This window comes from Shimwellia pseudoproteus (assembly GCF_016415625.1).
Taxonomy (GTDB): Bacteria; Pseudomonadota; Gammaproteobacteria; order Enterobacterales; family Enterobacteriaceae; genus Shimwellia; species Shimwellia pseudoproteus.
The window spans coordinates 104,526-129,607 of the sequence record NZ_WBXP01000002.1; the positions used below are offsets into that span (position 1 = coordinate 104,526).

At 57.2% G+C, this 25,082-nt stretch carries 24 protein-coding genes; 14 read left to right on the top strand and 10 right to left on the bottom strand.

What is annotated here, in order from left to right; genetic code table 11:
- Nucleotides 1-10: 10 nt before the first annotated feature.
- Entirely contained in the window at nt 11-778 is a 768-nt protein-coding gene (locus F9C28_RS01685; RefSeq protein WP_199013372.1) for a class I SAM-dependent methyltransferase, read from the top strand.
- Between the two features lie 19 nt (nt 779-797).
- On the opposite strand, the gene F9C28_RS01690 is transcribed toward F9C28_RS01685, so the two are convergent.
- Nucleotides 798-2,771: a PhoX family protein gene (locus F9C28_RS01690; RefSeq protein ID WP_199013373.1), complete on the bottom strand. Its 1,974-nt coding sequence runs from the start codon at nt 2,769-2,771 to the stop codon at nt 798-800.
- Between the two features lie 1,105 nt (nt 2,772-3,876).
- On the bottom strand, nt 3,877-3,996 hold the full coding sequence (locus F9C28_RS20440) for a small membrane protein (RefSeq protein WP_199013374.1): 120 nt from the start codon (nt 3,994-3,996) through the stop codon (nt 3,877-3,879).
- Nucleotides 3,997-4,308: 312 nt separating this feature from the next.
- Between F9C28_RS20440 and F9C28_RS20045 the strand changes: the two genes are divergently transcribed.
- Entirely contained in the window at nt 4,309-5,115 is an 807-nt protein-coding gene (locus F9C28_RS20045) for a DUF1993 domain-containing protein (RefSeq protein ID WP_233148844.1), read from the top strand.
- Nucleotides 5,116-5,137: 22 nt separating this feature from the next.
- On the opposite strand, the gene F9C28_RS01705 is transcribed toward F9C28_RS20045, so the two are convergent.
- The gene (locus F9C28_RS01705; protein ID WP_199013473.1) at nt 5,138-6,052 is read right to left on the bottom strand and encodes a bestrophin family protein; all 915 of its coding nucleotides are present in this window, start codon (nt 6,050-6,052) and stop codon (nt 5,138-5,140) included.
- Nucleotides 6,053-6,406: 354 nt separating this feature from the next.
- On the opposite strand from F9C28_RS01705, the gene urtA reads away from it, so the two are divergent.
- Genes urtA through urtE form a run of 5 tightly spaced genes read left to right on the top strand, consistent with a single transcriptional unit; the run spans nt 6,407 to nt 11,926 of the window.
- The gene (gene urtA, locus F9C28_RS01710; RefSeq protein ID WP_199013375.1) at nt 6,407-7,678 is read left to right on the top strand and encodes an urea ABC transporter substrate-binding protein; all 1,272 of its coding nucleotides are present in this window, start codon (nt 6,407-6,409) and stop codon (nt 7,676-7,678) included.
- Nucleotides 7,679-7,733: 55 nt separating this feature from the next.
- Nucleotides 7,734-9,332 carry an urea ABC transporter permease subunit UrtB gene (urtB, locus tag F9C28_RS01715; protein ID WP_199013474.1) on the top strand — a complete coding sequence of 533 codons (1,599 nt, stop codon included), beginning with the start codon at nt 7,734-7,736 and terminating at the stop codon, nt 9,330-9,332.
- Nucleotides 9,329-10,405 carry an urea ABC transporter permease subunit UrtC gene (urtC, locus tag F9C28_RS01720; protein ID WP_199013376.1) on the top strand — a complete coding sequence of 359 codons (1,077 nt, stop codon included), beginning with the start codon at nt 9,329-9,331 and terminating at the stop codon, nt 10,403-10,405. Before urtB ends, urtC begins: the two co-directional genes overlap by 4 nt.
- A complete protein-coding gene (gene urtD, locus F9C28_RS01725; protein WP_199013377.1) occupies nt 10,402-11,196 on the top strand; it encodes an urea ABC transporter ATP-binding protein UrtD in 795 nt (264 codons plus the stop codon). Before urtC ends, urtD begins: the two co-directional genes overlap by 4 nt.
- Before the next feature lie 13 nt (nt 11,197-11,209).
- Nucleotides 11,210-11,926: an urea ABC transporter ATP-binding subunit UrtE gene (urtE, locus tag F9C28_RS01730; protein ID WP_199013378.1), complete on the top strand. Its 717-nt coding sequence runs from the start codon at nt 11,210-11,212 to the stop codon at nt 11,924-11,926.
- A gap of 8 nt (nt 11,927-11,934) precedes the next feature.
- Here urtE and F9C28_RS01735 read toward each other — a convergent pair whose 3' ends face one another.
- Complete coding sequence (locus F9C28_RS01735) at nt 11,935-13,113, bottom strand: MFS transporter (protein ID WP_199013379.1); 1,179 nt, start codon at nt 13,111-13,113, stop codon at nt 11,935-11,937.
- 160 nt (nt 13,114-13,273) lie between these two features.
- On the opposite strand from F9C28_RS01735, the gene eamA reads away from it, so the two are divergent.
- Nucleotides 13,274-14,176, top strand: a complete 903-nt coding sequence (eamA, locus tag F9C28_RS01740; RefSeq protein WP_199013380.1) for an O-acetylserine/cysteine exporter — start codon at nt 13,274-13,276, stop codon at nt 14,174-14,176.
- 70 nt (nt 14,177-14,246) lie between these two features.
- On the opposite strand, the gene marB is transcribed toward eamA, so the two are convergent.
- The 5 genes from marB to ptrR all read right to left on the bottom strand — a co-directional run bounded on the left by marB (nt 14,247) and on the right by ptrR (nt 17,926).
- Entirely contained in the window at nt 14,247-14,465 is a 219-nt protein-coding gene (gene marB / locus F9C28_RS01745; RefSeq protein ID WP_199013381.1) for a multiple antibiotic resistance regulatory protein MarB, read from the bottom strand.
- 65 nt (nt 14,466-14,530) lie between these two features.
- Nucleotides 14,531-14,905 (bottom strand): MDR efflux pump AcrAB transcriptional activator MarA, encoded by a 375-nt coding sequence (marA, locus tag F9C28_RS01750; protein WP_199013382.1) that lies wholly within the window; start codon nt 14,903-14,905, stop codon nt 14,531-14,533.
- A gap of 12 nt (nt 14,906-14,917) precedes the next feature.
- Nucleotides 14,918-15,364 carry a multiple antibiotic resistance transcriptional regulator MarR gene (gene marR / locus F9C28_RS01755; RefSeq protein ID WP_199013383.1) on the bottom strand — a complete coding sequence of 149 codons (447 nt, stop codon included), beginning with the start codon at nt 15,362-15,364 and terminating at the stop codon, nt 14,918-14,920.
- Nucleotides 15,365-15,741: 377 nt separating this feature from the next.
- Entirely contained in the window at nt 15,742-16,959 is a 1,218-nt protein-coding gene (locus F9C28_RS01760; RefSeq protein WP_199013384.1) for a sugar transporter, read from the bottom strand.
- A gap of 85 nt (nt 16,960-17,044) precedes the next feature.
- On the bottom strand, nt 17,045-17,926 hold the full coding sequence (gene ptrR, locus F9C28_RS01765; RefSeq protein WP_199013385.1) for a putrescine utilization regulator PtrR: 882 nt from the start codon (nt 17,924-17,926) through the stop codon (nt 17,045-17,047).
- A 103-nt stretch (nt 17,927-18,029) separates the two neighbouring features.
- Here ptrR and F9C28_RS01770 point away from each other — a divergent pair, with 103 nt between their 5' ends.
- The 5 genes from F9C28_RS01770 to F9C28_RS01790 all read left to right on the top strand — a co-directional run bounded on the left by F9C28_RS01770 (nt 18,030) and on the right by F9C28_RS01790 (nt 22,558).
- Nucleotides 18,030-19,418: an aldehyde dehydrogenase family protein gene (locus F9C28_RS01770; protein WP_199013386.1), complete on the top strand. Its 1,389-nt coding sequence runs from the start codon at nt 18,030-18,032 to the stop codon at nt 19,416-19,418.
- Nucleotides 19,419-19,490: 72 nt separating this feature from the next.
- Entirely contained in the window at nt 19,491-20,417 is a 927-nt protein-coding gene (glsB, locus tag F9C28_RS01775) for a glutaminase B (RefSeq protein WP_199013387.1), read from the top strand.
- Between the two features lie 101 nt (nt 20,418-20,518).
- Nucleotides 20,519-20,878 (top strand): DUF4186 domain-containing protein, encoded by a 360-nt coding sequence (locus F9C28_RS01780; protein WP_199013388.1) that lies wholly within the window; start codon nt 20,519-20,521, stop codon nt 20,876-20,878.
- Nucleotides 20,879-21,003: 125 nt separating this feature from the next.
- Nucleotides 21,004-21,939 carry a VirK/YbjX family protein gene (locus F9C28_RS01785; protein ID WP_199013389.1) on the top strand — a complete coding sequence of 312 codons (936 nt, stop codon included), beginning with the start codon at nt 21,004-21,006 and terminating at the stop codon, nt 21,937-21,939.
- 76 nt (nt 21,940-22,015) lie between these two features.
- Nucleotides 22,016-22,558, top strand: coding sequence for a GNAT family N-acetyltransferase (locus F9C28_RS01790; protein ID WP_199013390.1), 543 nt, complete (start codon nt 22,016-22,018; stop codon nt 22,556-22,558).
- On the opposite strand, the gene F9C28_RS01795 is transcribed toward F9C28_RS01790, so the two are convergent.
- Nucleotides 22,509-23,435, bottom strand: coding sequence for a GntR family transcriptional regulator (locus F9C28_RS01795; RefSeq protein ID WP_199013391.1), 927 nt, complete (start codon nt 23,433-23,435; stop codon nt 22,509-22,511). The two genes, F9C28_RS01790 and F9C28_RS01795, sit on opposite strands and share 50 nt — an antisense overlap.
- A 180-nt stretch (nt 23,436-23,615) precedes the next feature.
- Here F9C28_RS01795 and F9C28_RS01800 point away from each other — a divergent pair, with 180 nt between their 5' ends.
- A complete protein-coding gene (locus F9C28_RS01800; RefSeq protein WP_199013392.1) occupies nt 23,616-25,067 on the top strand; it encodes a tagaturonate reductase in 1,452 nt (483 codons plus the stop codon).
- Nucleotides 25,068-25,082: the final 15 nt, after the last annotated feature.

Genomic DNA, 25,082 nt, shown 5'->3' on the forward strand with positions numbered 1-25,082 from the left:
GGAATGACTGATGAAAAGCCTGACCGACGATGAGCGCGGCTACCTGATTTCCGCCGAATACTACGATGTGATGTCGGAACAGCACTGGTCGGCGCGGTGTAAGGATCTTAGCGATATTTTACAAACGGTGTGCGGGCCGGTGGCAACCATTGTCGATGTTGGCAGCGGCACCGGTAACGGACTGGCATTACTTAACCGGCAATTTCCCCAGGCCGCTATTCATGCCGTCGAGCCTGCCGCCGCGATGCGTATCGCGTTAATGACCCGGGTACTGCATGACAGCCGGCTGCGTGAACGGGTCAGTATTTATCCCGGCACATTTGAGCAATTACAGGAGGTGGACAATATTGATTTGATCCTGGTGTCGGGCTGTATTGGCTTTTTTACCCAGGCCCAGCGCGGCCGGCTCTGGAAAAGCGCGGCCCGGCAGCTCGCCCCCGGCGGCGTCATCCTGGTGGATACCATGCCGCTCACGGTACCGCATCAGGTTGCCCGTAGCCGGGTTGCCTGCACCACTCTGGGCTGCCAGCGCTATGAGGTCTTCCTCCAGGGGGAGGCGGTGGAAAACAGTGATCTGATGCGCTGGGAGATGCAGTTTATTCAATACCAGGGGGAGCGGTTACTGCGTTGTAATACCGTGGTGCGTGACTGGCATACTTTTGGCCCCGGGCGCATCCTGGCGGAGGCGGCCCAGGCCGGGTTAAGCGGGCTGGTACAGGCCGACAGCGCAATACCCACGGTGGTACTGCGGCGGCGCGAGAGCAGCCAGCCCGGCTAATATTCCCCGGAGGCGGGTATCAGGTGCCGATGATGCCGCCATCGGCCCGGGTAATCACCACCGTGGCGGAACGCGGGCGTCCGTCGGGATGGTTATCCGGCCAGTTGGACACTGCCCGCGGGTTGGCGGGGTCGGTAATGCCGTCGCCGGGCTCCCCGGGGTGCTGGATATTAATAAACAACGTGCGGTTATCCGGGGTAAAGGCGATACCGGTGATTTCACAGCCCCGTGGGCCACAAAGAAAGCGCCGGAAGGTGTTGCTGCCCGGTACCGTGGCGAGCATCTGATTATTGCCCATCCCCTGATACGCTTTCTGGTTAATGGTACTGGACGAGACATCGGTCTGGACCCACAGCACGCCGCGATGATCAAAGGCCAGCCCGTCAGGGCTGCCAAATTCTGCCCCCTGCATTGAGCCCTGGGCCGCGCTGTCGCGATTATCCGTGCGGCCTGCCAGGGCCAGAATATCCCAGCGAAAGCGGGTCGCGGCGGGGTCGGCCTGCGCTTCATCCCAGTGGATAATGTGGCCAAACTGGTTGTTGGCCCGGGGGTTGGCGGCATCAACCGGCGCCGCCCCGGGTTTACCGCGATCGCTGTTATTGGTGAGGGTGCAATAGAGGCTGCCGGGGTGATGTGGGTCCACGGCTATCCACTCCGGGCGATCCATTTTGGTGGCACCGACCACATCCGCCGCCAGCCGGGTTTTTATCAGCAGGTCGCCCTGATTTTCGAAGCCGTTGCCCGCGTCAAGCCCGTTCTCGCCAAAGACCAGCGGGAGCCAGTCGCCGCTGCCGTCATCATTGAATCTGGCCACATACAGGGTGCCGGAAGTCAGCAGTTGCATGTTCGCCTGGCGGTCGTCCGGCTGGTAGCGGTTATCGGAGACAAATTTGTAGATATATTCGAATTTCTGGTCATCCCCCATATAGATAGCGATACGCTGATCGGCGGTGACGGTGACCGCCGCGCCTTCATGTTTAAACCGCCCCAGCGCGGTATGTTTACGCGGCGTGGAGGCCGGATCATAGGGATCGATTTCCACCACCCAGCCAAAACGGTTGGGCTCGTTGGGGGTGCTGTCGACACTGAACCGCGCATCCACCTCATTCCAGCGGTAGGAGGTGTCGTGGCCGCTGATGCCGTAGCGTTTTTCCAGCGGGGTCAGCGCCGCATGTTTGACAAATATATCTGACCAGTTCTCCTCACAGGTGAGGTACGTCCCCCAGGGGGTATAGCCATTAGCGCAGTTTTGCATGGTGCCGAGCACCCGTTCACCGCCAGGATCGGCCGCGGTTTGCATCAGCGGCTGGTGGCGGGCAGGCCCGGTGAGCTGCATCGCGGTATTTACCGTAATGCGGCGGGCATAAGACGACGGCCGCACCACCTGCCACTCCCCGTCCTGTTTTTGCACCTCGATCACCGAAACGCCCATGGCGTTCTGCCCTTTACGGGCTTTGTCGGGGCTCCAGTTCGCGGTGCCATCCCGGAACAGCATGCCGTTATCAATATATTCATGGTTAAGCACCAGCAGGCCGTGGTCGGCGTTATCCTGGTGATGGGGAAGGCTGAACCAGGCCATACCATCGTGGTGCATGCCGGCCTGGGCGGCTTGCTCTTCGGTACTGTTACTGGCATCAGGGCGGAATGCTGGCTGGTTACCCGCCAGGCCGACCGGGTCCCCCCAGCGGTAGAAGGGGCGGGCAATATATCCTTCAGGAACGGTAACGCTATCCGCGGTTGAAACCGGAATGCTGGCAAAGCCCAGGGAGGCCGCCGGTGAGGAGAGCCCGGTGCGCACCGCGTCAGCCACGGCGCGCCGGGGGGTGAGCAATAGCGGCAGGGAGGCGGTGGCCCCCGCGATGGCGACGCCCTGGAGGAAACGACGCCGGGAGAGGTAAGCTTCCGCGATGCCGGAAAAGGCGGGATTTGCGCTGTGATTACTGATGTCGTTACGGTGTGCTTGTTTAAAAAAGGCTTTTAGTGGTCTGCTCATGGTTACGTCCCGGTATGTGCCAGAGAATGTGTCACGCTGACCAGCAGAATAATAAACAATTGTTACAAATTGATAACGGCGTAGTCGTGGGGCTGAGCAGGACGTCGCCCGGGGACGCGCACAGTGAATAACCTGCCGGGAGACGTCTTCGCCGTCGCCCGCCGGAGGCGGCAATATTTAATTATTTAACCGAGTTATTAGCGGTAATAGGGCAAGAATAAACGAATAATACGACAATAATTAAGGTTATCTTGCCCCGCCATTATTATCTTCTCCGCCTGGGGTGTACGGCGGGAATAGCGCCGGGGAGGTCGCGCCTGCTCATCACTTATTGTGATCGGTGTCACTTATGGTGGCGGGTTCACTATTCCCTGTTGTGGTGATGGCTGATTAATTAATAATCAATTATAGCGGGTAACTGGCGGGCGGGGTGGGCATGATGACGGCCCTGCGCCACCGGGCCGGGAAGAAGGCGGATAACGCAGGGACTGGGCCAGGATGGCAGGACATCAGGCTTGCGGTGATAGCTGCTGCGGGAGCGGATCTGGCCACCGCTCCCGGAATGTCTCGCGGGTGATTATTATTTCCCGTGTTGATTATTGGCCTGGCGGAAAATAGTTGTACAGGAAAATGAAATTAAAATGATGTGAATTTTTTACAGTAAAATTGTTTTATTTTTATTTAAAAATAACAACCCATTTTGTTAATCTCCATAAGTTATTTACTGGCGTAGGTATTATTAATTTTCGCTAATATGTTTTAGTGGGTAAATCAATTTGAGCATTATTATATCACAGGTGATTATCTTTTTATGGCGTCATAATCTGTTGTTTAATTAACGCTGCGATAGTTTCTAAATGCAAAACTAAAATAATATTTAATATTATTTTTGATTTTGTAACATCTTGTTGGACAATTTCCTTTAACGCATAGGGTATTAGAATTATCTTATTATTTACAGTAAGTTACTATTCTATTTGCTGTTAACGTATTCTGTGTAGCCAAAAATCAGCGGGTGAGCATGGTGAACGGGCAGGTGATGTTGTATACGGAATCAGCCCTGGTACTCACTCAGTTATTACACTTATTCATTAAATTATATTGACTATTTATGACGGCTAAAAATAACCCGCGCTTTTTTTCGATCTTTGATGAAAGAGATCAGCCCAAAAATGAACACGCCGGATAAGGCGATGGCCAAAACCAATAGGATGAGGTCAGACATATGCGTACCTTTTTGTAGTGAACGGCTTACGGGAGGTATAAATTAATTGCCCGCAAACCCGGGTTAGTAAATGAATTTAACTGGAATCCAGGAAAATTCCTATACGACAGAGTATTGATTTTTTCTAAAAAAGATAAAATAGTTCGCAATTGCGGAAGTCTGGTTTTTTATCCTGCATTACGAGTTTTAGTTGTTGCTTTTTAATGGATTGCTGGTTAAAAACATGTGATTTATCCAGCTAATGTGGAAGTATAGCAAAGCATACTTATGCACTGTATATAATAAGTGCTTTATCCTGCCGGATTCCCCGGTTTGGCAGAAAATGACTATCTGGTGCGGGCGATACCCTGTTTTTCTTATCTGGCGTCATCGCTGGCGTCATCCGTTCTCCTCACTATTCTCTACGACTATTCGCGGTTATCTGGTACTTACGTTGTATACCTTTTTTCCCCCCGGGGGCGCCACCCCTGGCCGGTCTTTCAGGAGTTCTCTTACTCCGTTCCCTGCTTACCGGTAGGCCAGATCTGGACAGTATTTGTTACCTTTGCTGGCCTGAAGCGTGGCGCCGGGTGTGCTAACCTGGTAACGAATAATTATTCTGTGAGGTGTGACGTGTCGCAACAATTGTACGTGGATACGGCTGCTCAACTGGTGAGTGGCCTGAAGAATTTGTCGGCGATTCTCGATAAGGCCGAAGCCTGGGCCAGCGAGAAAGGCATTGAACAGCAGGTGTTGCTGCAAACCCGGCTGTTGGCGGATATGTTCCCGCTGGTACGCCAGATCCAGATGACCAGTGATATCTCAAAAGGCGCCGTTGCCCGTCTGGCGGGCGTTGATGTACCGTCAATGGCTGATGATGAAGCCAGCTTTGCCGACTTGCGCCAGCGGCTAGCCGCTACGGTGGCGTTTATCGACAGCATTGCGCCTGCCCAGTACACCGGGGATGACGAACTGCCGGTGATAATCAACGCCCGCACCCGGGAGCTGCGTTTTACGGCGAAAAGCTACGTCTACCGTTTTGTGGTGCCTAACTTTTACTTCCATATGACCACCGCGTACGACATCCTGCGCCAGCAGGGGGTGCCGGTCGGCAAGCTGGACTTCCTCGGCACTCTCTAGCCCGCCGGCCAGTTACGCCCGCTTAGCGCAGTTGATAATGGTTATTCGGGCGTAATTTCACCGGTTTGTTGTCGTCCTCATCCATTTCCCGCAAATCGATCTCCAGATTGGTACACATCGCCGTCAGGGCGAGGTCGTTATCTTCCATACCAAAAGGAGCTTCCAGCTCTTCCGCCAGGGCATCCAGGGCGATAAAGGTGTAGGAGACAAACACCGAAATCAGCGGCGTCATATACAGCAGGTCGTTCACCAGGGCGAAAGGCAGCAGCACGCAGAAGGTGTATACCGTGCGGTGCAGAATCAGTGAATAGGCAAAAGGCAGTGGCGTATTGGCGATCCGTTCACAGCCCGCCTGGATCCCGGCCAGCTCGGTAAGATGACGTTCGAACTGGGTATATAAAATATCCGACAGCGCCCCGCAGCGGTGCTGTTCTGCCAGCCACTGGCCCATCAGCATTAACACCCCATTACACGGGTTCTGGTAGCCGGCCATTTGCTGGCGTAGCGGCTCCGGCAAAGGCGCCAGGGCGCTGTCGATGGGCTGCTGGCGCAGAATCAGGCGCAGGGCATTGGCCCAGATAATCTGGAAATCAATCATCTGGCGAATCTGGCGCGGGCGATCGGTCAGCACGGTTTTCAGCCCCCGGGTCAGGGAACGGTTACTGATCAGCAAGGCTCCCCACAGGTGGCGGGCTTCGTTAAAGCGGGCATAACAGGCATTGTTACGAAAACCGAGGGAGATAGCGATGGCAACACCGAGGATGCTGAACGGGGCAACCGACAGCCTGATACCGAGGGTTTCATACCAGGGCAGCATAAAGATCACCGCCACAGAGAGCAGCAGGTTAAGAAACAGACGCGAGGCAATTTTAGATAACACTGAGCCGTGCCAGACGAATAAGCGGCTAAACCAGTGCTGGTGGGGGCGAATAATCATGAACACACAGACAACATCAAAGGGAGTGGCATTAAACGCCTGTCCTGGCAATGCGTCAACCCTGTAAATAGTAGTGTTATTTGCCGGAGGGAGCCCGGCGTGTCAATGCACGTAATTAAGGCACCGCGCACCAGCGGGGCACATCGTCCCCGCGCCCGGATCGGCGGACGGGCTATCCACAGGGCGTAAAATCACGCTAACTGGCTGGAAATAGACATAAATCACTATATGGCACTGAACTTGCATTCCTGATCCCGCGGGCCAGACGGCGAACTTCTATCGGGGCTCACCCCGAAACGGCCCGGCAATGACCACGTTGATATTGACTATTCCGCCATTAATCAGGAGTGATTTATGCGTCGTTTTTCTGTTATCAAAGCCGCTGCGCTGTCCACTTGCACCCTGGCGCTGGGGCTGGCTTTCAGTGCCCGGGCCGCAGATACCATCAAAGTCGGCATTATGCATTCCCTGTCCGGCACCATGGCCATCTCTGAAACCCCGCTAAAAAATGTCGCGCTGATGACCATTGATGAGATTAACGCCAAAGGGGGCGTGTTGGGTAAGAAGCTGGAGCCGGTGGTGGTTGATCCGGCCTCTAACTGGCCGCTGTTTGCGGAAAAAGCCCGCCAGTTGCTGACCCAGGATCACGTGGCCGTGGTGTTTGGCTGCTGGACCTCGGTATCCCGTAAATCGGTACTGCCGGTGTTTGAAGAACTCAATGGCCTGCTGTTCTACCCGGTGCAGTATGAAGGGGAGGAGATGTCCCCCAATGTGTTTTACACCGGGGCTGCCCCCAACCAGCAGGCGATCCCCGCCGTTGAGTATCTGATGAGCGAAGACGGCGGCAGCGCGACGCGCTTTTACTTACTGGGCACCGATTATGTCTACCCCCGCACCACCAATAAAATCCTGCGCGCGTTTTTACACAGCAAAGGTATCCCGGATAAAGACATTGAGGAGCACTACACCCCCTTTGGCTACAGCGATTACCAGACCATTGTTGCCAGCATCAAACAGTTTGCCGCCGGGGGGAAAACCGCGGTCATCTCCACCATTAATGGTGACTCTAACGTACCGTTCTATAAAGAGCTGGCCAACCAGGGGGTAAAAGCCACCGATATCCCGGTGGTGGCGTTCTCGGTGGGGGAAGAGGAGCTGCGCGGCATTGATACCAAACCGCTGGTCGGCAACCTGGCGGCGTGGAACTACTTTGAATCCCTGGATAACCCCGCCAATAAAGCCTTTGTTACCCAGTGGAAAAATTACGCCAGGGCGCACAAGTTAGCTAATGCGGATACCGTGGTGACCAATGATCCGATGGAGGCCACCTACGTGGGGATCCATATGTGGGCCCAGGCGGTGGAAAAGGCCGGTACCACGGACGTCGACAAGGTGCGGGCCGCCATGGCTAACCAACAGTTTGCCGCCCCGTCGGGATATACCCTGACCATGGACGCCACCAACCACCATCTGCACAAACCGGTGATGATAGGCGAGATAGAAAGCGACGGCCAGTTCAATGTGGTATGGCAGACCGATAACACCGTGCGCGCCCAGCCCTGGAGCCCGTTTATCCCCGGAAATGATAAAAAACCGGACCAGCCGGTAAAAACCGTTAGCCAATGATCCTGTTCCCCTATGGTAACCGGCCCCACGGCAGGGGCCGGGTGGAGAGGTAATGATGACGCCTGTATTACTCGCCCGCTGGGCATTACTCACCCGCTGGATTGCGCTGCTGTGTTGCCTGTGTCCGCTGCTTGCCCGGGCGGCGGCAACGGATGCGGATACCTTTGTGGCGGCCAGCCGTAGCCAGCAGGCTACGCTCCTCCAGCAGTGGGCCACTGCGCCGGATGCAACGCGCTTGCCGTTGCTGACTGCGCTATCAGACGAGAACGTGGCCATTGATGCCCGCCATCACGCATTTAGCGTGGCGGAAGGGGTACCCCACGCGTTAGGGGCCGGGGGCACGCCCCAGGGGGATTTGCACAGCCTGCGGCTGACCAACCGGTTACGTACTCTGGTGGCCACCGCGCTGGCCTGCCACCAACTCGGCAGCGCAGATGTCAGCGAGCGCCGCCAGGGGGCAGCGGCGCTGATGCGGGATGCCCAGGCCGATCAACTGCCGTTATTACAGTCCCGCCTGGGGCAGGAGACGGATCCGCAGGTCCGCACCCGCCTTAGCCGGGCGCTGGCGCGGCTTAATGTGCATAACCCGGATGAACAGGTGCGCCTGCGGGCTGTCGACACCCTGGGCAGCGCGGCAGATCCTGAGGCCGTGGGGCTACTGATGCCGCTTACCCAGCCCGCCAGTGAACCTTCAGCGGCAGTGCGGGAGGCCGCCAGCGCGAGCCTGAAGGCAATCAAATACCGCCTGCTGGCGGGGGATCTGGCCGGCCAGGTATTTATGGGGTTATCTCTCGGTTCGGTACTGTTACTGGCGGCCCTCGGGCTGGCAATTACCTACGGCTTGCTGGGGGTTATCAATATGGCCCACGGCGAAATGCTGATGCTGGGCGCTTACGCCACCTGGCTGGTACAGAACCTGTTCCAGCAGTTTGCCCCGCACTATCTGGCCTGGTACCCGCTGCTGGCGCTGCCGGTGGCATTTTTGCTTACCGCGATGATCGGTATGGCGCTGGAGCGTACCGTGATCCGTCATCTGTATGGTCGCCCGCTGGAGACACTGCTCGCCACCTGGGGGATCAGCCTGATTCTTATCCAGGGGGTGCGGATGCTGTTTGGCCCCCAGAATCTGGAGGTGGCTAACCCGGCCTGGCTGTCTGGCGGCTGGCAAGTGTTGCCCAACCTGATGCTGCCCTGGAACCGGATTGTGGTACTGGGCTTTGTGCTGGTGGTACTGGGCTTTACCTGGCTGCTACTCAACAAAACCCGCCTCGGGCTGAATATTCGCGCGGTGACGCAAAACCGGGCTATGGCTGCCAGTTGCGGGGTGCCCACCGGGCAGGTGGATATGCTCGCCTTCGGGCTTGGTTCCGGTATTGCCGGGCTGGGGGGGGTGGCCCTGTCCCAGATGGGCAATGTCGGCCCGGAGCTGGGCCAGGGGTATATCATTGATTCCTTCCTCGTGGTGGTGCTGGGGGGCGTAGGCCAGCTGGCGGGCTGTGTGGCCGCGGCGTTTGGGCTGGGGATGTTTAATAAGATCCTCGAACCGTGGATCGGCGCGGTACCCGGCAAGATCCTGATCCTCGGTCTGATTATTCTGCTGATCCAGAAGCGGCCCCAGGGGCTGTTTGCGCTGAAAGGGAGGGTGACCGAATGAGCCAGCCAGTAACGATTGCTTTTGTCCGCCGGGCGCCGGGGGCCGCGACGCTGCTCACCGGGATAGTGGTGCTGGGGCTGTTAATCATGCCGTTCCTGGCACTGCTACCGGCCAGCCATCCGCTAAGTATTTCCACCTACACACTGACGCTGGTCGGCAAAATTCTCTGCTATGCCATTGTGGCCATTGCGCTGGATCTGGTGTGGGGCTATGCCGGGATGCTCTCCCTCGGTCACGGCCTGTTTTTTGCCCTCGGGGGGTATGCCATGGGAATGTACCTGATGCGCCAGGCCGCTGGTGATGCGCTGCCGGGATTTATGTCGTTCCTCTCCTGGGATGCGCTCCCCTGGTTTTGGTGGGGGACCCAGCACTTTGCCTGGGCAATGGCGCTGGTTATCCTGGTGCCGGGGCTGCTGGCCCTGGTCTTTGGCTATTTTGCCTTCCGCTCGAAAATTAAAGGGGTCTATTTTTCCATTATGACCCAGGCCCTGACTTATGCGGGGATGCTGCTGTTTTTCCGCAACGAAACCGGGTTCGGCGGCAATAACGGGTTCACCGGGTTTACAACCCTGCTGGGGATGCCTATCACCGCCACCTCAACCCGTATTGCGCTGTTTCTGGCCACGGTGGTGGTGTTACTGGGCAGCCTGGCGCTGGGGCTGATGCTGGCGCGATCCCGCTTCGGGCGCATTCTGACCGCTGTACGGGACGCCGAAGGGCGGCTGATGTTTTGTGGTTATGATCCCCGGGGATTCAAATTGCTGGTCTGGACGTTATCGGCGGTGCTGTGTGGTATTGCCGGTGCGCTGTATGTGCCCCAGGTGGGGATTATCAACCCCGGGGAAATGTCGCCGACCAACTCGATTGAAGCGGCTATCTGGGTGGCATTTGGTGGCCGGGGAACCTTAGTGGGCCCGGTGCTGGGGGCGGTAATGGTCAACGGGGCAAAAAGCGTTTTTACCGTAGCGGTGCCGGAGTACTGGCAGTTGTTCCTCGGGCTGATTTTTATTGGGGTGACCCTGTTTTTACCCAGGGGCGTCATGGGATTACTGCGTAAGGAGGATCGCGGATGAGCAGCCAGCCGTTATATACCCGGCAATATCCTGGGGATCGTTACCGGGAGCAAACGGATCCTATCCTGCAACTGGACAATATTAACGTCAGTTTTGACGGTTTCCGGGCGCTGCGCGATTTGTCGCTGCGCATTGGTGTTGGCGAGCTGCGCTGCATTATCGGCCCGAACGGGGCCGGGAAAACCACGCTGATGGATGTGATAACCGGCAAGACCCGGCCCGATAGCGGACACGCCTGGTACGACCAGCACTGTGATCTGACCGCGCTTGATCCTATTACTATCGCCCGGCAGGGCATTGGCCGCAAATTCCAGAAACCGACGGTCTTTGAGGCCCTGACCGTGTTTGACAATATGGAGATTGCCCTCAAGGGCAATAAATCGGTGTGGGCCACCCTCGGGGCGAAGCTGACCGGTGAGCAGCGGGACAAAATTGATGAGCTATTGCAGATCCTGCGACTGGGGGCGGCACGGCACCGGCGGGCCGGGGCGTTATCCCACGGGCAAAAGCAGTTTCTGGAAATCGGCATGTTGCTGGCCCAGGAACCGCATTTGTTACTGCTCGACGAGCCCGCCGCCGGGATGACCGATGCGGAAACCGAATACAGCGCCGAGCTGTTCCGCGCCCTGGCGGGCAAGCACTCGCTGATGGTGGTGGAGCACGATATGGGCTTTGTGGAGACCATTGCCGATAGCGTCACGGTGTTGCATCAGGGCCAGGTTCTGGCAGAGGGCGCATTACGCGAGGTACAGGCGAATGAGCAGGTGATTGAAGTCTATCTCGGACGTTAAGGAGCGATAGCGGATGCTACAAGTCACAGAACTGAACCAGTTTTACGGCGGCAGCCATATTTTACGCGGGGTCTCTTTTGCGGCCCCTATCGGCGAGGTTACCTGCCTGCTGGGGCGTAACGGGGTCGGCAAAACCACCTTACTGAACTGCCTGATGGGGCTGGTACCCGCCAAAAGCGGCACCATTAGCTGGCACAGCGGTAGCGGGCAGCCAGCCCGCAATATTACCCGTCTTAAACCCTACCAGCGGGTGCGTGCCGGTATGGCCTATGTCCCACAGGGGCGGGATATTTTCCCACGCTTAACGGTGGAGGAGAACGTACTGATCGGCATGGCGCGCTTCCCGGCCAGGGAGGCGCGTCAGGTTGCCGATGAGATCTGGCAACTGTTCCCGGTACTGAAAACCATGCGCCAGCGGCGCGGGGGCGATCTCTCCGGCGGCCAACAGCAACAGCTGGCCATTGGCCGGGCGCTGGCGGCCAGGCCACAGTTACTTATCCTTGATGAACCTACGGAGGGGATCCAGCCTTCGGTTATCAAAGAGATAGGCACGGTGATCCGTCGCCTGGCCTGCCGGGGTGATATGGCCATCTTACTGGTCGAGCAATTTTATGACTTTGCCGCCGAACTGGCAGACAACTATCTGGTGATGTCCCGGGGGACGATTATCCAGCGCGGTGCGGGCCACGCCATGGCACAGGACGGAGTTCGCCAGTTGGTGGCCATTTGATATGCCTGTCAGGCCGCCAGCCCCGGGGGCTGGCGGCTGCCCTGAAGCATACAGACCCATGCCAGCATTACCAGTATCATCAGGGTCAGAAACAGGCCATAGCCCGGCAGCCAGGTGAGCAAATAACCGGTCAGCAGCGGGTTAAGGGCACTGCCGAGCATCCCCAGGTTCTGGGCTGAGAAATAGCTCGCCTTCATACCGGGGGGCGCAATGTTATCCAGCAACATATATTCCCCCGGGATGTAGATAAGCTCCCCGAGGGTGAAGATAATCGCCGCGACCCCCCACAGCCACAGCCGGGTGCCGCTAACCATAAACCCCGCCAGACCGACGATAAAAAACAGGGTTCCCAGCCCCATAAAGCGGCGCAGGTTATCATTACGCAATATTTTACCCACCGGGTACTGGAGCAGTACCACCACCGCAGCGTTGACCGGTAGCACCACGGCGATAATCTGGCTGGCGAACTGGACATCGTAGAACGTAATCGCATATTGCGAGAGGCAGGCGGTAAAGGCGCCAAAAGCAATTTGGCCGAGGAACATCGAGGCGGTAAACCAGCGCAGTGGCCGATCGCGCAGTAAACTCCCCAGCCGGAATGGCGCGGCGCGGGATGCGGTCGTTACCGGGCGGGTGGGGGCCACCCACCGGCTTATCATCAGCAGCGGGCCGATGGCGGTCATCGCCGATACCCAGAATGGCAGATTGAGGCTGTGCATCACCAGCAGGGTGCCCAGCGGTGGGCCGAGGGTCCAGCCGATGTTCACAAAGGTGTAATTGAGGGAGAATATTTTGGGCCGTTGATACACCGCCAGCGTGTCGGAGAAGTAGCTTTTCAGCACGGTGGAAAACACGCCGTAGGCGCAGTTAATTACTGAAAACCATACCACCACCAGATCAACCCGCTGGCTGAGCGGGATCAAAATAAACCCCAGCAGGAAAGCGGCAACCGACAACAGCATATAGCGCTTTTTATCGAATTTATCCGCCACCACACCGAATAACAGACTGAAGACCACGCCGATCACCAGGGCGACCGTCATCGCAATGCCGACCTGATGGACACTCAGGTTGTAATGACGGGTCAGGTAAATGGTCATAAAGGGCAGGGTGATCCCCCGGCCAATGGTGAGAAACAATGAGCAGATCAACAGTACCGGGATGGCCCGGGGGAACAGTTTCAGCATAGTGATTTTTAGACCGACGCCAATCGTGGTAAGGTGCTTTTTATATTAACTTTTTATTAACAATAAAAACAAAATCTGTGCAGTAATGGCAATATATCACAGGGAAGCGTAAGTTACTTTCGGGATGGCTTGTTAAATTAATGATAATAACGGGGCGAAAATGACGCGGAAAGACGCGCTGCTGGCGCTGCTGGTAGTGGTGGTGTGGGGCATCAACTTTGTGGTGATTAAAATCGGGCTGCACCAGATGCCGCCGCTGCTGCTGGCGGGGCTGCGTTTTTTACTGGTGGCATTCCCGGCGCTGTTGTTTATCCGCCCGCCGAAAGTGCCGTTTCGCCTGCTGGCGGGTTATGGCCTGACCATCAGCTTTGGCCAGTTTGCGTTTTTGTTTAGCGCCATCAAATGCGGTATGCCGGCGGGGCTGGCGTCTCTGGTGCTCCAGGCGCAGGCCTTTTTTACTATTGTGCTGGGGGCGTTTATGTTTAACGAGCGCTTACAGCTTAAGCAAGGGGTCGGCATTGCGCTGGCTATTCTCGGCCTGCTGGTGCTGATTGATGCCAGCCTCGTTGGGGATCATGTTTCCCTGACCGGGTTCCTGCTCACCCTGGGCGGCGCCCTGTGCTGGGCCAGCGGTAACATCTTCAATAAGAAAATTATGCAGCTATCGCCGCAGCCGGATGTGATGTCACTGGTGGTGTGGAGTGCGCTGATCCCGATTGTGCCATTCTTTGCCGCCAGCGCGTTACTGGATGGCCCGGCGCAGATGCTGAGCAGCCTGCGTGAGATTGACAGAATCACGATTCTGGCGCTGTGTTATCTGGCGTTTATCTCGACGATTCTGGGATACGGGATTTGGGGGACGTTACTGGGGCGCTATGAAACCTGGCGTGTGGCGCCGCTGTCGCTGTTAGTGCCGGTATTTGGGATGACCAGCGCGATGCTTATCCTGGATGAGTCGCTATCGTTGATGCAGTGCGGCGGGGCATTATTGATTATGGCGGGGCTGTATATCAATGTGTTTGGCTTTCGGCGCTGGGTGTCGGCCCGCCGGGCCCGGACTTGATCATCCCATGATAAAACGGCCCGTTAAGCGGGCCGTAGGCGTTATCTACCGGATGCTATTGTTGGTGGCGCTATTTTTGGTGGTAATAGGGCACACCAAGGGCATCAGATTTATCCGCTGTATTTGTCTGGGTCTGGTTGTTGTCACTGGCGCACCAACTGCCGGTGGAGGGCAACATCATGCCGCCGTGATCAGGGACTTGCCAGGTTAATCCTTCAGGCTGTTCCGCCATGACCTGAGTGGACGCCAGAGCGAGTACCGCTGTGATGGCGCAGATCAGACGCTTCATGTAAACCTCGTTAATTCTTCATTATGACTGCTGGCCAGTTTATCGGGCCAGAACCCCCGCACCACTTAGTGGTTGAGAGGATGTAAAAACTTCGTTTCACCACGCATATTGGTGATGCGATACTTATGGGGCGGAACTGAGAAATAGTTTTTGAATGTACGGGTTAGTGTCTGCTGGGACTCAAACCCATAGCGTTCTGCCAGATAAAGGATCGGCTCATTGCTGTCTTTCAGCTTCATGGCAATTTCGGTCAGCTTGCGGTTGCGAATATACTGACCCAGAGAATGTCCTGTCTCTTTTTTAAACATCCGTTGCAAGTGCCACTTAGAGTAGCCGGAACGCTGGGATACCACATCAAGGGAGAGTGGTGATTCCAGGTTGTCCTCTATCCAGTCTAAAATGCAATGTACCGTTACGGCATCATTATTACGTCTGGACATCGTCTCACCTCTCTATCGTGTCTCTTCGGCAATCACCTTTTTCATCAGGTATTCGAGTGTTGTCACTTCTTGTGCCGTTAGATTTTTGGTCAATTCCTGGTGAAGATCCTGCCCTACTAAACTGCGGCATTTCTCACACATCGCGTTACCCTGCGGTGTGAGGCGAAGTAAAACACCTCGTTTATCTGTGGGGTTAGGCAATCGCTCCAGCCAGCCTTTGTCGGCCAGGCGATTAAGCATTCGGGTTAATGCCCCCAAATCCACTGACAGAATCCTACTCAGTTCCCGTGGGGAAACTGGCTCTTCACACTGAATCGCACATAACACCCGAAACTGCGACGCCGTAATATCCAGCGGCGACAGGTAATTGCTCAATAAATGATCTTTTTTCTGGTTGACCAATACAATCAGACGACCGAGCGGGACCATTTCGTTGAACAGATCACAGGTGCGTTTCAATGTGTTTGCCCAGGCAATTAGATAATCACGCGAGATGTTATTGTTGTGTTAAGTATAAGTCAACATGATTATTGAAGGGGATCACACTTTTTGTTCATCGGTGATGGGAACAAAAATAGCGCCCGAAAAATAACGATATGGATAACAATTAATTATAATAATGCGCTGTTGTCAGTCGGGTCCGGCAGCTTTCATTCGAAAGTAAATGGCTTGTCAAAACATCAAAAAAATTAATCTATTGGTTGTTGCGCGTTGGTTGTTCGTTGGTTTCGAATGTGTTATTCAGCGTGTGGTATTGCCGGTGGAATAGGATGAAGTATAGCGGATAGGCGCTGCGGCGGGTGATATTACGCCAGGCATAGCCTGGCGTAATACGGTTAATTGGTCTGGGGCTGCTCTGGGGCAGGCACCGGCCAGCGGCGAAAAACCACCACCGACCAGATCAATGCCGCGATGGCCGGGATGGCGCCCATATAGCCAATCCAGCTCATCGAGAGGTGCAGGCTTATCTGGTTGCCCAACAGGGCACCGGCCCCGATACCAATATTAAAAATACCGGAGAACAACGACATCGCGACATCGGTGGCATCCGGCGCCAGGGAGAGTACTTTCACCTGCATGCCGAGGCCAATTATCATCATCGCCATGCCCCAGAACAGGCTAAGGATCATCATATTGGTGACACTGTCACTTGAGAGCAACAGCAGTAACAGACAGGCCGCCAGCAGTGCGATAGCGCTACTTACCAGGCCGGAGGCGTGCAGATTACCCAGCTTACTGAAAATCAGGCTACCAATAATTCCCGCCCCGCCAAGTACCAGCAGCAATAGGGTGGCGGTGCTGGCGCTTTGTCCCGCGACATTAATCACAAAGGGTTCGATATAGCTGTATGCCGTGTAGTGTGCGGTAACCACCACCACAGTCAGAATATAAATGCTGACCAGCGCCGGGCGGCGGAACAGAATAGGCAGGCTTTTCAGTGAGCCAGAGTGTTCACTGGGCAGTGGCGGCAGCAGTTTAATCACGCATAACAGGGTCAGGAAGGCGACAATCCCGATCAGCAAGAAGGTGTCCCGCCAGCCGAAATACTGGCCGATCATCCGGCCCAGCGGCAGGCCGAGCACCATCGCCAGGGCCGTACCGGTGGCTATCAGGCTCAGGGCCTGGGCGCGTTTCCCGTGCGGGGCCATGCGTATAGCCAGGGAGGCGGTAATCGACCAGAAAATCGCGTGGGAAAAAGCAATGCCGATGCGGCTGATTATCAGTACCACAAAGTTCCACGCCAGCCAGGAGAGCACGTGGCTGGCAATAAACAGGATGAAAATCGCAATCAGCAACCGCCGGCGCTCCACCTGGTTAGTGAGCAACATAAACGGTAATGAGGTCAGGGCGACCACCCAGGCATAGATGGTCAGCATAATACCGGCCTGGGCGGTCTCCATCTGGAAACTGCTGGCGATATCCGACAGTAAACCAACCGGAACAAACTCGGTGGTGTTAAAAATAAAAGCGGCCACGGCCAGGGTGACAACCCGTAGCCAGGCAATATTTCGGGGAACCGGGGCAGAGGATGCCGGATTAACATTCGGAGCCATAAACAGTGCGCGTCCTGGGGAAAGATATCAGCGGCGATCTTAAAGCCTGGCCCGGCAGGACACAAATTAAATTGTGATGAACCTCTCATTTTTGACCGGGCCAGCCCCCGCGATAGGCCGGTAACAGGTCAATAAAAGCATCCAGTTGTGGGGTCCGCGCCCCGCGCCGCCAGACCAGCCACGTGGTTAACCAGCGCCAGGGCTCCGCCAGGGGCCAGGCGCTTATCTGATGACTGCCGGGCATACTCTCCAGCATACTGCGCGGCATCATCGCCAGCCCGGCCCCGGCAATCACGCAGGCCAGCATCCCGTGGTAGGACTCCATTTCATGGATTTTGCCGGGCATCGCCTGGTCGGCCAAAAACCAGCCCTCAAAATGGCGGCGATAAGAGCAGTTGGCGCGAAAGGCGTACAGACTGGCCCCGCTGACATCCCGGGCCCGGGTAATGGGTTGATGGGAAATGGGGGCGATTATCATCATTTCCTCGTCGAAAACCGGCACCCCCTCCAGCACCGGATGCAGCACCGGGCCGTCAACAAACGCCGCTGACAGGGTGCCTTCCAGGATGCCATCCAGCATGGTCCCGGAGGCGCCGGTAGATAAATCCAGCTGGATGCCGTCATAGCGCTGGTTGAATGCCGCCAGAATTGAGGGGATGCGCACGGCGGCGGTGCTTTCCAGCGCCCCCAGGGCCAGGGTGCCCCGGGTCTCATCCCCGGAGATAACCCGCCGGGCCTCATCTACCAGCCCGAGGATCTGGCGGCTGTAGATCAAAAAGTTATGGCCATCCGGTGATAACCGCAGGCGCTGATTTTCCCGGATAAACAAATCCTTGCCCAGCTCCTCTTCCAGCTGGCGAATGCGGGTGGTCAGGTTTGACGGCACCCGGTGAACCTGGCGGGCGGCGGCGCTGATGCTGCCGGTCTCTGCCACCGCAGTGAACATTTCCAGTTGGGTCAGATCCATAGTGTTCTCATTTTGTGAATAGAATACTTAATATTATTCAGTTTTCATGAAAATAACACGGCGCTATGGTGAATGCACTACTCACCCTGCGCAGGAATCAATCATGACCTGGACACCTGAAACCCATGCTATTTCTATCAGCCCCATCGACGGTACCGTTATGGCGGCGTATCCCTGGCTGTCACCCGCGGAGGTGGATGCCGCACTCGCCCGTAATCACCAGGCGTGGCTCGCCTGGCGCGCGCTGACGGTGGCCCAGCGGGCGGCGCGGCTGGTGGCCCTGGGTGAGCAACTGGAACAACATAAAGAGCAAATTGCCCAATTGATGACCCGCGAAATGGGCAAACCCATTCGCCAGGCCCGGGCAGAGGTCGATAAAAGCGCCGGGCTGTGCCGCTGGTATGCCGAGCAGGGCCCGGCGATGCTGGCCGGGCAGCCAACCCAGGTGCCGGACAATAAAGCGACCATTGAATTTCGCCCCCTGGGGCCGATTCTGGCGGTGATGCCGTGGAACTTCCCGCTGTGGCAAGTGCTGCGCGGGGCGGTTCCCATGCTGCTGGCCGGTAACAGCTATGTGCTGAAACATGCCCCGAATGTGATGGGCAGCGCGCAATTAATTGAAGAGCTGGCCCGGGCGGCGGGTTTCCCTGCCGGGCTGCTGGTGTCGGTTAATGCCACGGTAGACGGGGTCAGCCAGATGATTAACGATCCCCGCATTGCGGCCATTGCGGTAACCGGCAGCGTACGCGCCGGGGCGGCTATAGGCGCACAGGCCGGTGCCGCACTGAAAAAATGTGTCCTCGAACTGGGGGGATCGGATGCGTTTATCGTCCTCAATGATGCCGATCTCGATGATGCGGTGCAGGCCGCGGTGGCGGGGCGCTTCCAGAATACCGGGCAGGTCTGTGCCGCGGCCAAGCGGTTTATTGTCGAGGCGGGGATAGCCGAGGACTTTACCGCGCGTTTTGTGGCGGCCACTCAGGCCCTGAAATGCGGTGATCCGCGTGACGAAGAGAACACCCTTGGGCCGATGGCCCGGGCCGATTTGCGTGACGAATTACACGGCCAGGTGCAGGCCACCCTGGCGGAAGGGGCTACCCTGCTGCTGGGCGGTGAAAAAATCGCCGGGGCCGGTAACTACTATGCGCCGACGGTATTGAGCAATGTCACCCCGGCGATGACTGCCTTTCGCGAGGAGCTGTTTGGCCCGGTGGCGGCCATTTGTGTGGCCGATAACGCCCAGCACGCCCTTGAGATAGCCAACCACAGTGATTTCGGGCTCTCGGCGACGATTTACAGCGCCAATGAAGCACAGGCGCTGGAGATGGCGGCACGGATGGAGTGTGGCGGTGTGTTTATCAATGGCTATAGCGCCAGCGATCCGCGCGTTGCCTTTGGCGGGGTGAAGAAAAGTGGCTTTGGCCGCGAACTGTCCCACTTTGGGTTGTATGAGTTTTGTAACATTCAGACCGTATGGCGGGACCGGCACTAATGCGGGTTACCTGAGCCGCCTGCGCTGGTATACTGCGCCCCGCAACAGGCGCAGATACAAGGAATTCGCAGCGTGGCACAGGCACTGACAGACGCATTACTGGCAACGATTCTGGAGCGGGTTCGCCCGCTCACCACTCAGGGGAAAGTGGCGGACTATATTCCCGCCCTGGCGGCGGTTCCGGCCGGGAAGCTCGGCATTGCCATCAGTACCGTGGACGGCCAGCATTTCCAGGCCGGGGACGCCTGCGAACGTTTTACTATTCAGTCGATTTCCAAAGTGCTGAGCCTGGTACTGGCGATGGGGCTCTATGAGGAGCATGACATCTGGCAGCGGGTGGGCAAAGATCCCTCCGGGCAGCCGTTTAACTCGCTGTTACAGCTGGAGCTGGAGAAAGGCAAGCCGCGTAATCCGTTTATTAACGCCGGAGCACTGGTGGTGTGCGATATGCTGCAAAGCCGGCTCAGCGCCCCGCGCCAGCGGATGCTGGAAGTGGTGCGCGCCCTGGCGGAGGCGCCGGATCTGCATTACAACACCCGGGTGGCCCGTTCGGAGTTTGACCACGCGGATCGTAATGCCGCCATTGCCTACCTGATGCGTTCATTTGGTAATTTCCACAATGACGTTATCCCGGTGCTGAATAACTACTTTCATTACTGCGCACTGGAGATGAACTGCGCCGAGCTGGCGCGGTGTTTCTTATTCCTTGCCAATCAGGGCAAGGCCGTCCACCAGCCCACCGGCCTGATCACCCCGCAGCACACCCGGCAGATCAACGCCCTGATGGCAACCAGCGGGATGTATCAAAGCTCCGGTGAATTTGCCTGGCGGGTAGGGATGCCGGGTAAATCCGGGGTGGGGGGCGGTATTATTGCCATCGTCCCCCATGAGATGAGCATCGCGGTGTGGAGCCCGGGGCTGGATGAGGCCGGTAACTCGCTGGCGGGCATCGCCGCTCTTGAAATTCTCGCCCAGGAGATGGGGCGCTCTATTTTCTAAACTGATCCCCGCGCCAGGCGGCGCTACCGGGGGTATACTGGTTTGTGACACCGTCACTAAGAGGAGCTGGGCCCGCGATAGGCGGGCCAGAATAGACCACTATGTCACCAAACACCGATCAGCTATTCCGCCGCCTGCAACAATCCCGCTTTCGCAGCCGTTTTCATCTTGGCAGCAAAGAGCGCCAGTATTGCCTGGATAAAGGCGCGGAGACGGTACAGCGCCATGCGGCGGATTTTATCGCCCTGCGCCTGGCCCCGGCGGCCCCGGCGAACGACGGTAAACAAACCCCGATGCGCGGCCATCCGGTATTTATTGCCCAGCACGCGACGGCCACCTGCTGCCGGGGCTGTCTGGCTAAGTGGCACGGTATCCCGGCGGGGGCGGAGCTGAGCGATCAGCAGCAGCAATATGTGGTGGCGGTGATCTTCCGCTGGCTGGTTCAGGAGATGAATAATTAGCCTTTCCACCTGGCTGTTGATTATTTGTTGCAGATAGCCCGGGGCAGCAATGGCCCTGTTGCAGCGCGGTGTATTTGGCAGATTTTATGATTTCCCTTAACTGTATTTTACGCCGGGGAATCACCATGTCATTGATTGAAAACCGCCATCCAGCCATTCATCAGGCGTCGGCAAACCAGGTTATTGCTGCGCTGGTCAGCGGCGGGCTGCGCCCGGGGTCAATATGGCAACGGCGCGGTTACCGGATGAAATACCTCTGCCGTACGCTGCTGTTCTGGCCCTCCACCCATTACCTGATGTCTGCCATTGCCACCCAGCCCTGGTTTCCCGATGTGTTGCGCGCCCAGTCGAGCCTGCCGGGGAAAATTCATCGCCAGTATCTGCACCTGGGCCTCGGCCCGATGGCCCGGGCCCAGGCTATCGTGCAGCATTATCAGTGGGCTACCGGTATCTGCCGCCCGGCCTTTGGCCAGGCGCTGATGGCCGCCACGCCGCAGATGCTGGTCAGCGTGAGTGGGAAAAACGACGCCCGCTTGCAGGTTTTTGCCTCTGGGGCCACCGGCGCCCAGCGTGAGGGGGAGAGTACCCTGTGGTGCTACTGTGATGATGTCCTGCTGGCTACCCTGACCTTCAGCGTGGTGGATGAGCAGGGGCAGTGGGTGGTGAAGATTGGCGGCTTACAAGGGGCGAAAAAAACTGTCCCCCATGAGGCGATTAAACAGGCTACCCGGGCCTGCTACGGCCTGTTCCCGAAGCGGGTGTTGATTGAGGTGCTGGGGATCCTGGCCCAGCAAGAGGGCATCGCGCGGATCTATGCGGTTAGCGACAGCGGCCATATCTTCCGCGCCCTGCGTTATCGCTTCAGCAAGGGGCGGAAATTTTTCGCCAGTTATAACGAGTTCTGGGCGTCAATTAATGGGGTACCGGTGCACCGCTATTACTATCAGCTGCCGCTAAGTCAGCCCCGCAAGGCCATCGACGATATTGCCAGTAAGAAACGCGCCGAGTACCGCAACCGCTACCAATTGCTGGATGCGCTGGCCGGCCAGTTGCGCCCCTGAGATCGATAAAAAAAGCCTATGATGTCCGGGCTACCGGGCCTGGTAAGATACCGTTTTCACTCTGACGGTAGCGCCGATGGTCACTATCACCTCCCTGCATCATGACGATATTTTGTTGCGGCTCCATAGCCTGAATGCCTTATTGATTGATTGTGTTGAAGGCGGCGCGTCGGTGAGTTTTGTCTTGCCGATGGGCGAAGATAAAGCCCGTGTTTTCTGGGAAGGGGTCGCGGCCAGTGTCGCCCGGGACGGGCGCCAGCTGCTGGTGGCGCTGGATGATCAGCAGCACATTATAGGGTGTGTGATACTGGTGACCGATCTGCCGGAGAACCAGCCCCACCGGGCTGAGGTGGCCAAGTTACTGGTTCATTCCCGGGCGCGGCGCGGCGGCATTGCCCGGGCGCTGATGGCCCGGCTGGAGCAGGAGGCCAGGGCTCAGGGGCGCTGGCTGCTGGTGCTGGACACCGCCAGCGGCAGCGGGGCCGAGCAGTTTTACCGGCGCTGTGGCTGGCAGCAGGCGGGGGTTATCCCGGATTATGCACTAATGCCGGATGGCGCCCGCTGCAGCACTACGTTGTTCTGGAAGCATCTGGCTGCTGGTTCACCACCAGGGCGGTAATCATCGCCTGTTTAGCGGTATCGAGATGATAGTGTAACAGGCTGACAGCCTGTTCACGCTGCCCGGCCAGCATGGCGTTGAGGATCATCATATGTTGATCCACCGAGACGATATTGCGCTGTTGCAGATCCCGCTCATCCCACTGGTAGTGAAAATGAAAGATAACCGAAATGATCTCGAGGGACTGGTTGAAAAACAGGTTCTGCGCCGCCGAGAGCAGCAGGGCGTGGAACCCCTGGTCCAGCTCGGAAAATAGCCGGTAGTCGCTGCCAATGCTGTTGCGCAACTGACGGTGACGGGCCAGCAGATCCCGGGCCTGTAGCCAGCGGGGATCGTCAGCCCCCAGGGCCATAAACTTGCCCAGGGCGTGGGTTTCCAGCAGCGCCCGCAGTTCAAATAGCTGTTCCGCCCACTGCCGGTCAAAGGTTTTCATCCGCCAGCTCCCGCGCTGCTCATGTTCAATCAACGCATAGCGGCTGAACCTGAGCAAAAACTCACGCACGATCTGGGGCGTGGCTCCGGTTTCCCTGGCCAGCGCCAGTTCGGTAAAGCGCGCCCCCGGGCGCAGTACCCGCTGATTGATCATCCGGTAAAACGCCTGCTCGACGTGCTGATATTGCGCGTCATCGGGCAGGGTCTGAATACGGGCTTCTGTGCTGGCCGAAGGAATGCGGCGGATCAGAAATTGCCGCCCCTGCTGGCTCAGGATTTGCTCGGCCACCAGATGGGTAAGAATGTGGCGCACGGTGGTGCGGCTGATATTGAAAGCTTCAGCAAGGGCGTGCTGCGACGGCAGCGGCGAGGTCAGATGTCCGCGGGCAATGCTGTCGAGAAACTGGTTAATGACGCTGTGGCGCAAGTGTTGGGGTCTGCTCATGGGGCCAGTGTGCGCGGTTATGGCATTAAAAACCAGTTAAGTACCAATTTATTTGGCACTGTTCACAGTCCAGGCCACTGAAGCTGCGCGCCGGTGCAGGTTTCGGCGATAACCCCCGCAATCACTATGGCAACCGCTGCGGGAGTGTACCCCCGCGCCCATTTCAAAGGACTCCCCCCTGTGAAACAGCTTAATCGTAACGACTTCCCCGGCGCCCAGTACCCGGAGCGTATTATTCAGTTTGGCGAAGGCAATTTCTTGCGGGCGTTTGTTGACTGGCAAATCGACCTGCTCAATGAACACACCAATCTGAATGCCGGGATCACCATTGTTCGCCCCATCGACACCGATTTTCCGCCCTCCCTGAATACCCAGGACGGACTGTATACCACCATCATTCGCGGGCTTAACGATAGCGGCGAGGCGGTGAGCGAATCCCGGTTGATCCGCTCGGTTAACCGCGAGATCAACATTTATCAGCAGTACGATGAATACCTCCGGCTGGCCCACAATCCGGCGTTGCAGTTTGTCTTCTCGAACACCACCGAAGCCGGTATTGCTTACCACGCCGGTGACCAGTTCGATGATGCGCCGGCGGTGAGTTATCCGGCAAAACTGACCCGTCTGCTGTTCGAGCGTTTCAGCCACTTTGCGGGTGCCGCCGACAAAGGGTTGTTTATTATCCCCTGTGAGCTAATCGATTATAACGGTGAGGCGCTGCGTGAGCTGGTGGTGCGTTATGCCCAGGAGTGGGCATTGCCGGACGCTTTCAGCCGCTGGCTGAATGAGGCCAACACATTCTGTTCGACGCTGGTGGATCGTATTGTCACCGGCTATCCCCGTGAAGAAGCCGCAGCCCTGGAGCAAACCCTCGGTTACCGCGATAGTTTCCTGGATAGCGCCGAGCACTTTTACCTGTTTGTTATCCAGGGGCCAGCGTCCCTGGCCCAGGCGCTGCGCCTCGACCAGTTGCCGCTGAACGTGATGATTGTTGACGATATCAAACCCTATAAGGCGCGCAAGGTGGCCATTCTTAACGGTGCCCATACCGCGCTGGTGCCGGTGGCGTTCCTCGCCGGGCTGGATACCGTGGGGGAGGCGATGAACGACAGTCAAATTTGTGCGTTTGTGGAACAGGCGATTGCCCGGGAGATTATCCCGGTGCTGGATCTGCCCCAGGATGAGCTTATCTCTTTTGCCAGGGCGGTGACCGGGCGTTTTCGCAATCCCTATATTCGCCACCAGTTACTGTCGATTGCCCTGAACGGGATGACCAAATACCGCACCCGTATTTTGCCCCAGTTGCTGACCTATCAGCAGCAAAACGGCACGTTACCGGCGCGGCTGACATTTGCGCTGGCGGCGCTGATCGCGTTTTATCGCGGCACGCGCAGCGGGGAAGCTTATCCATTGCAGGATGATGCTCACTGGCTGGAACGTTATTCCCAGTTGTGGGGCCGCTACGATAATAGCCAGTTAACCTTGCCTGCGCTGGTGACCAGTGTGTTGTCTGACAGCAGCCACTGGGGGCAGGATTTGACCGGTGTTGCGGGACTGGTGGAAGCGGTTGCCGGGGATTTGGCGGCCATTTTGACTCAGGGAATGCGGGCGGCGGTAACCCCGCTCTGCTAAGCGCCTTCGCACCGT

Excerpts from the sequence above, each read along its gene's own strand:
- urtA (WP_199013375.1), top strand. The coding sequence starts at position 6,407 with ATGCGTCGTTTTTCTGTTATCAAAGCCGCTGCGCTGTCCACTTGCACC.
- urtB (WP_199013474.1), top strand. The coding sequence starts at position 7,734 with ATGACGCCTGTATTACTCGCCCGCTGGGCATTACTCACCCGCTGGATT.
- urtE (WP_199013378.1), top strand. The coding sequence starts at position 11,210 with ATGCTACAAGTCACAGAACTGAACCAGTTTTACGGCGGCAGCCATATT.
- F9C28_RS01760 (WP_199013384.1), bottom strand. The coding sequence starts at position 16,959 with ATGGCTCCGAATGTTAATCCGGCATCCTCTGCCCCGGTTCCCCGAAAT.
- F9C28_RS01705 (WP_199013473.1), bottom strand. The coding sequence starts at position 6,052 with ATGATTATTCGCCCCCACCAGCACTGGTTTAGCCGCTTATTCGTCTGG.
- eamA (WP_199013380.1), top strand. The coding sequence starts at position 13,274 with ATGACGCGGAAAGACGCGCTGCTGGCGCTGCTGGTAGTGGTGGTGTGG.
- F9C28_RS01790 (WP_199013390.1), top strand. The coding sequence starts at position 22,016 with ATGGTCACTATCACCTCCCTGCATCATGACGATATTTTGTTGCGGCTC.
- marA (WP_199013382.1), bottom strand. The coding sequence starts at position 14,905 with ATGTCCAGACGTAATAATGATGCCGTAACGGTACATTGCATTTTAGAC.
- F9C28_RS01770 (WP_199013386.1), top strand. The coding sequence starts at position 18,030 with ATGACCTGGACACCTGAAACCCATGCTATTTCTATCAGCCCCATCGAC.
- F9C28_RS20440 (WP_199013374.1), bottom strand. The coding sequence starts at position 3,996 with ATGTCTGACCTCATCCTATTGGTTTTGGCCATCGCCTTATCCGGCGTG.
- F9C28_RS01685 (WP_199013372.1), top strand. The coding sequence starts at position 11 with ATGAAAAGCCTGACCGACGATGAGCGCGGCTACCTGATTTCCGCCGAA.
- ptrR (WP_199013385.1), bottom strand. The coding sequence starts at position 17,926 with ATGGATCTGACCCAACTGGAAATGTTCACTGCGGTGGCAGAGACCGGC.
- F9C28_RS01690 (WP_199013373.1), bottom strand. The coding sequence starts at position 2,771 with ATGAGCAGACCACTAAAAGCCTTTTTTAAACAAGCACACCGTAACGAC.
- F9C28_RS01735 (WP_199013379.1), bottom strand. The coding sequence starts at position 13,113 with ATGCTGAAACTGTTCCCCCGGGCCATCCCGGTACTGTTGATCTGCTCA.
- marB (WP_199013381.1), bottom strand. The coding sequence starts at position 14,465 with ATGAAGCGTCTGATCTGCGCCATCACAGCGGTACTCGCTCTGGCGTCC.
- urtD (WP_199013377.1), top strand. The coding sequence starts at position 10,402 with ATGAGCAGCCAGCCGTTATATACCCGGCAATATCCTGGGGATCGTTAC.
- F9C28_RS01795 (WP_199013391.1), bottom strand. The coding sequence starts at position 23,435 with ATGAGCAGACCCCAACACTTGCGCCACAGCGTCATTAACCAGTTTCTC.
- F9C28_RS01785 (WP_199013389.1), top strand. The coding sequence starts at position 21,004 with ATGTCATTGATTGAAAACCGCCATCCAGCCATTCATCAGGCGTCGGCA.
- F9C28_RS01780 (WP_199013388.1), top strand. The coding sequence starts at position 20,519 with ATGTCACCAAACACCGATCAGCTATTCCGCCGCCTGCAACAATCCCGC.
- urtC (WP_199013376.1), top strand. The coding sequence starts at position 9,329 with ATGAGCCAGCCAGTAACGATTGCTTTTGTCCGCCGGGCGCCGGGGGCC.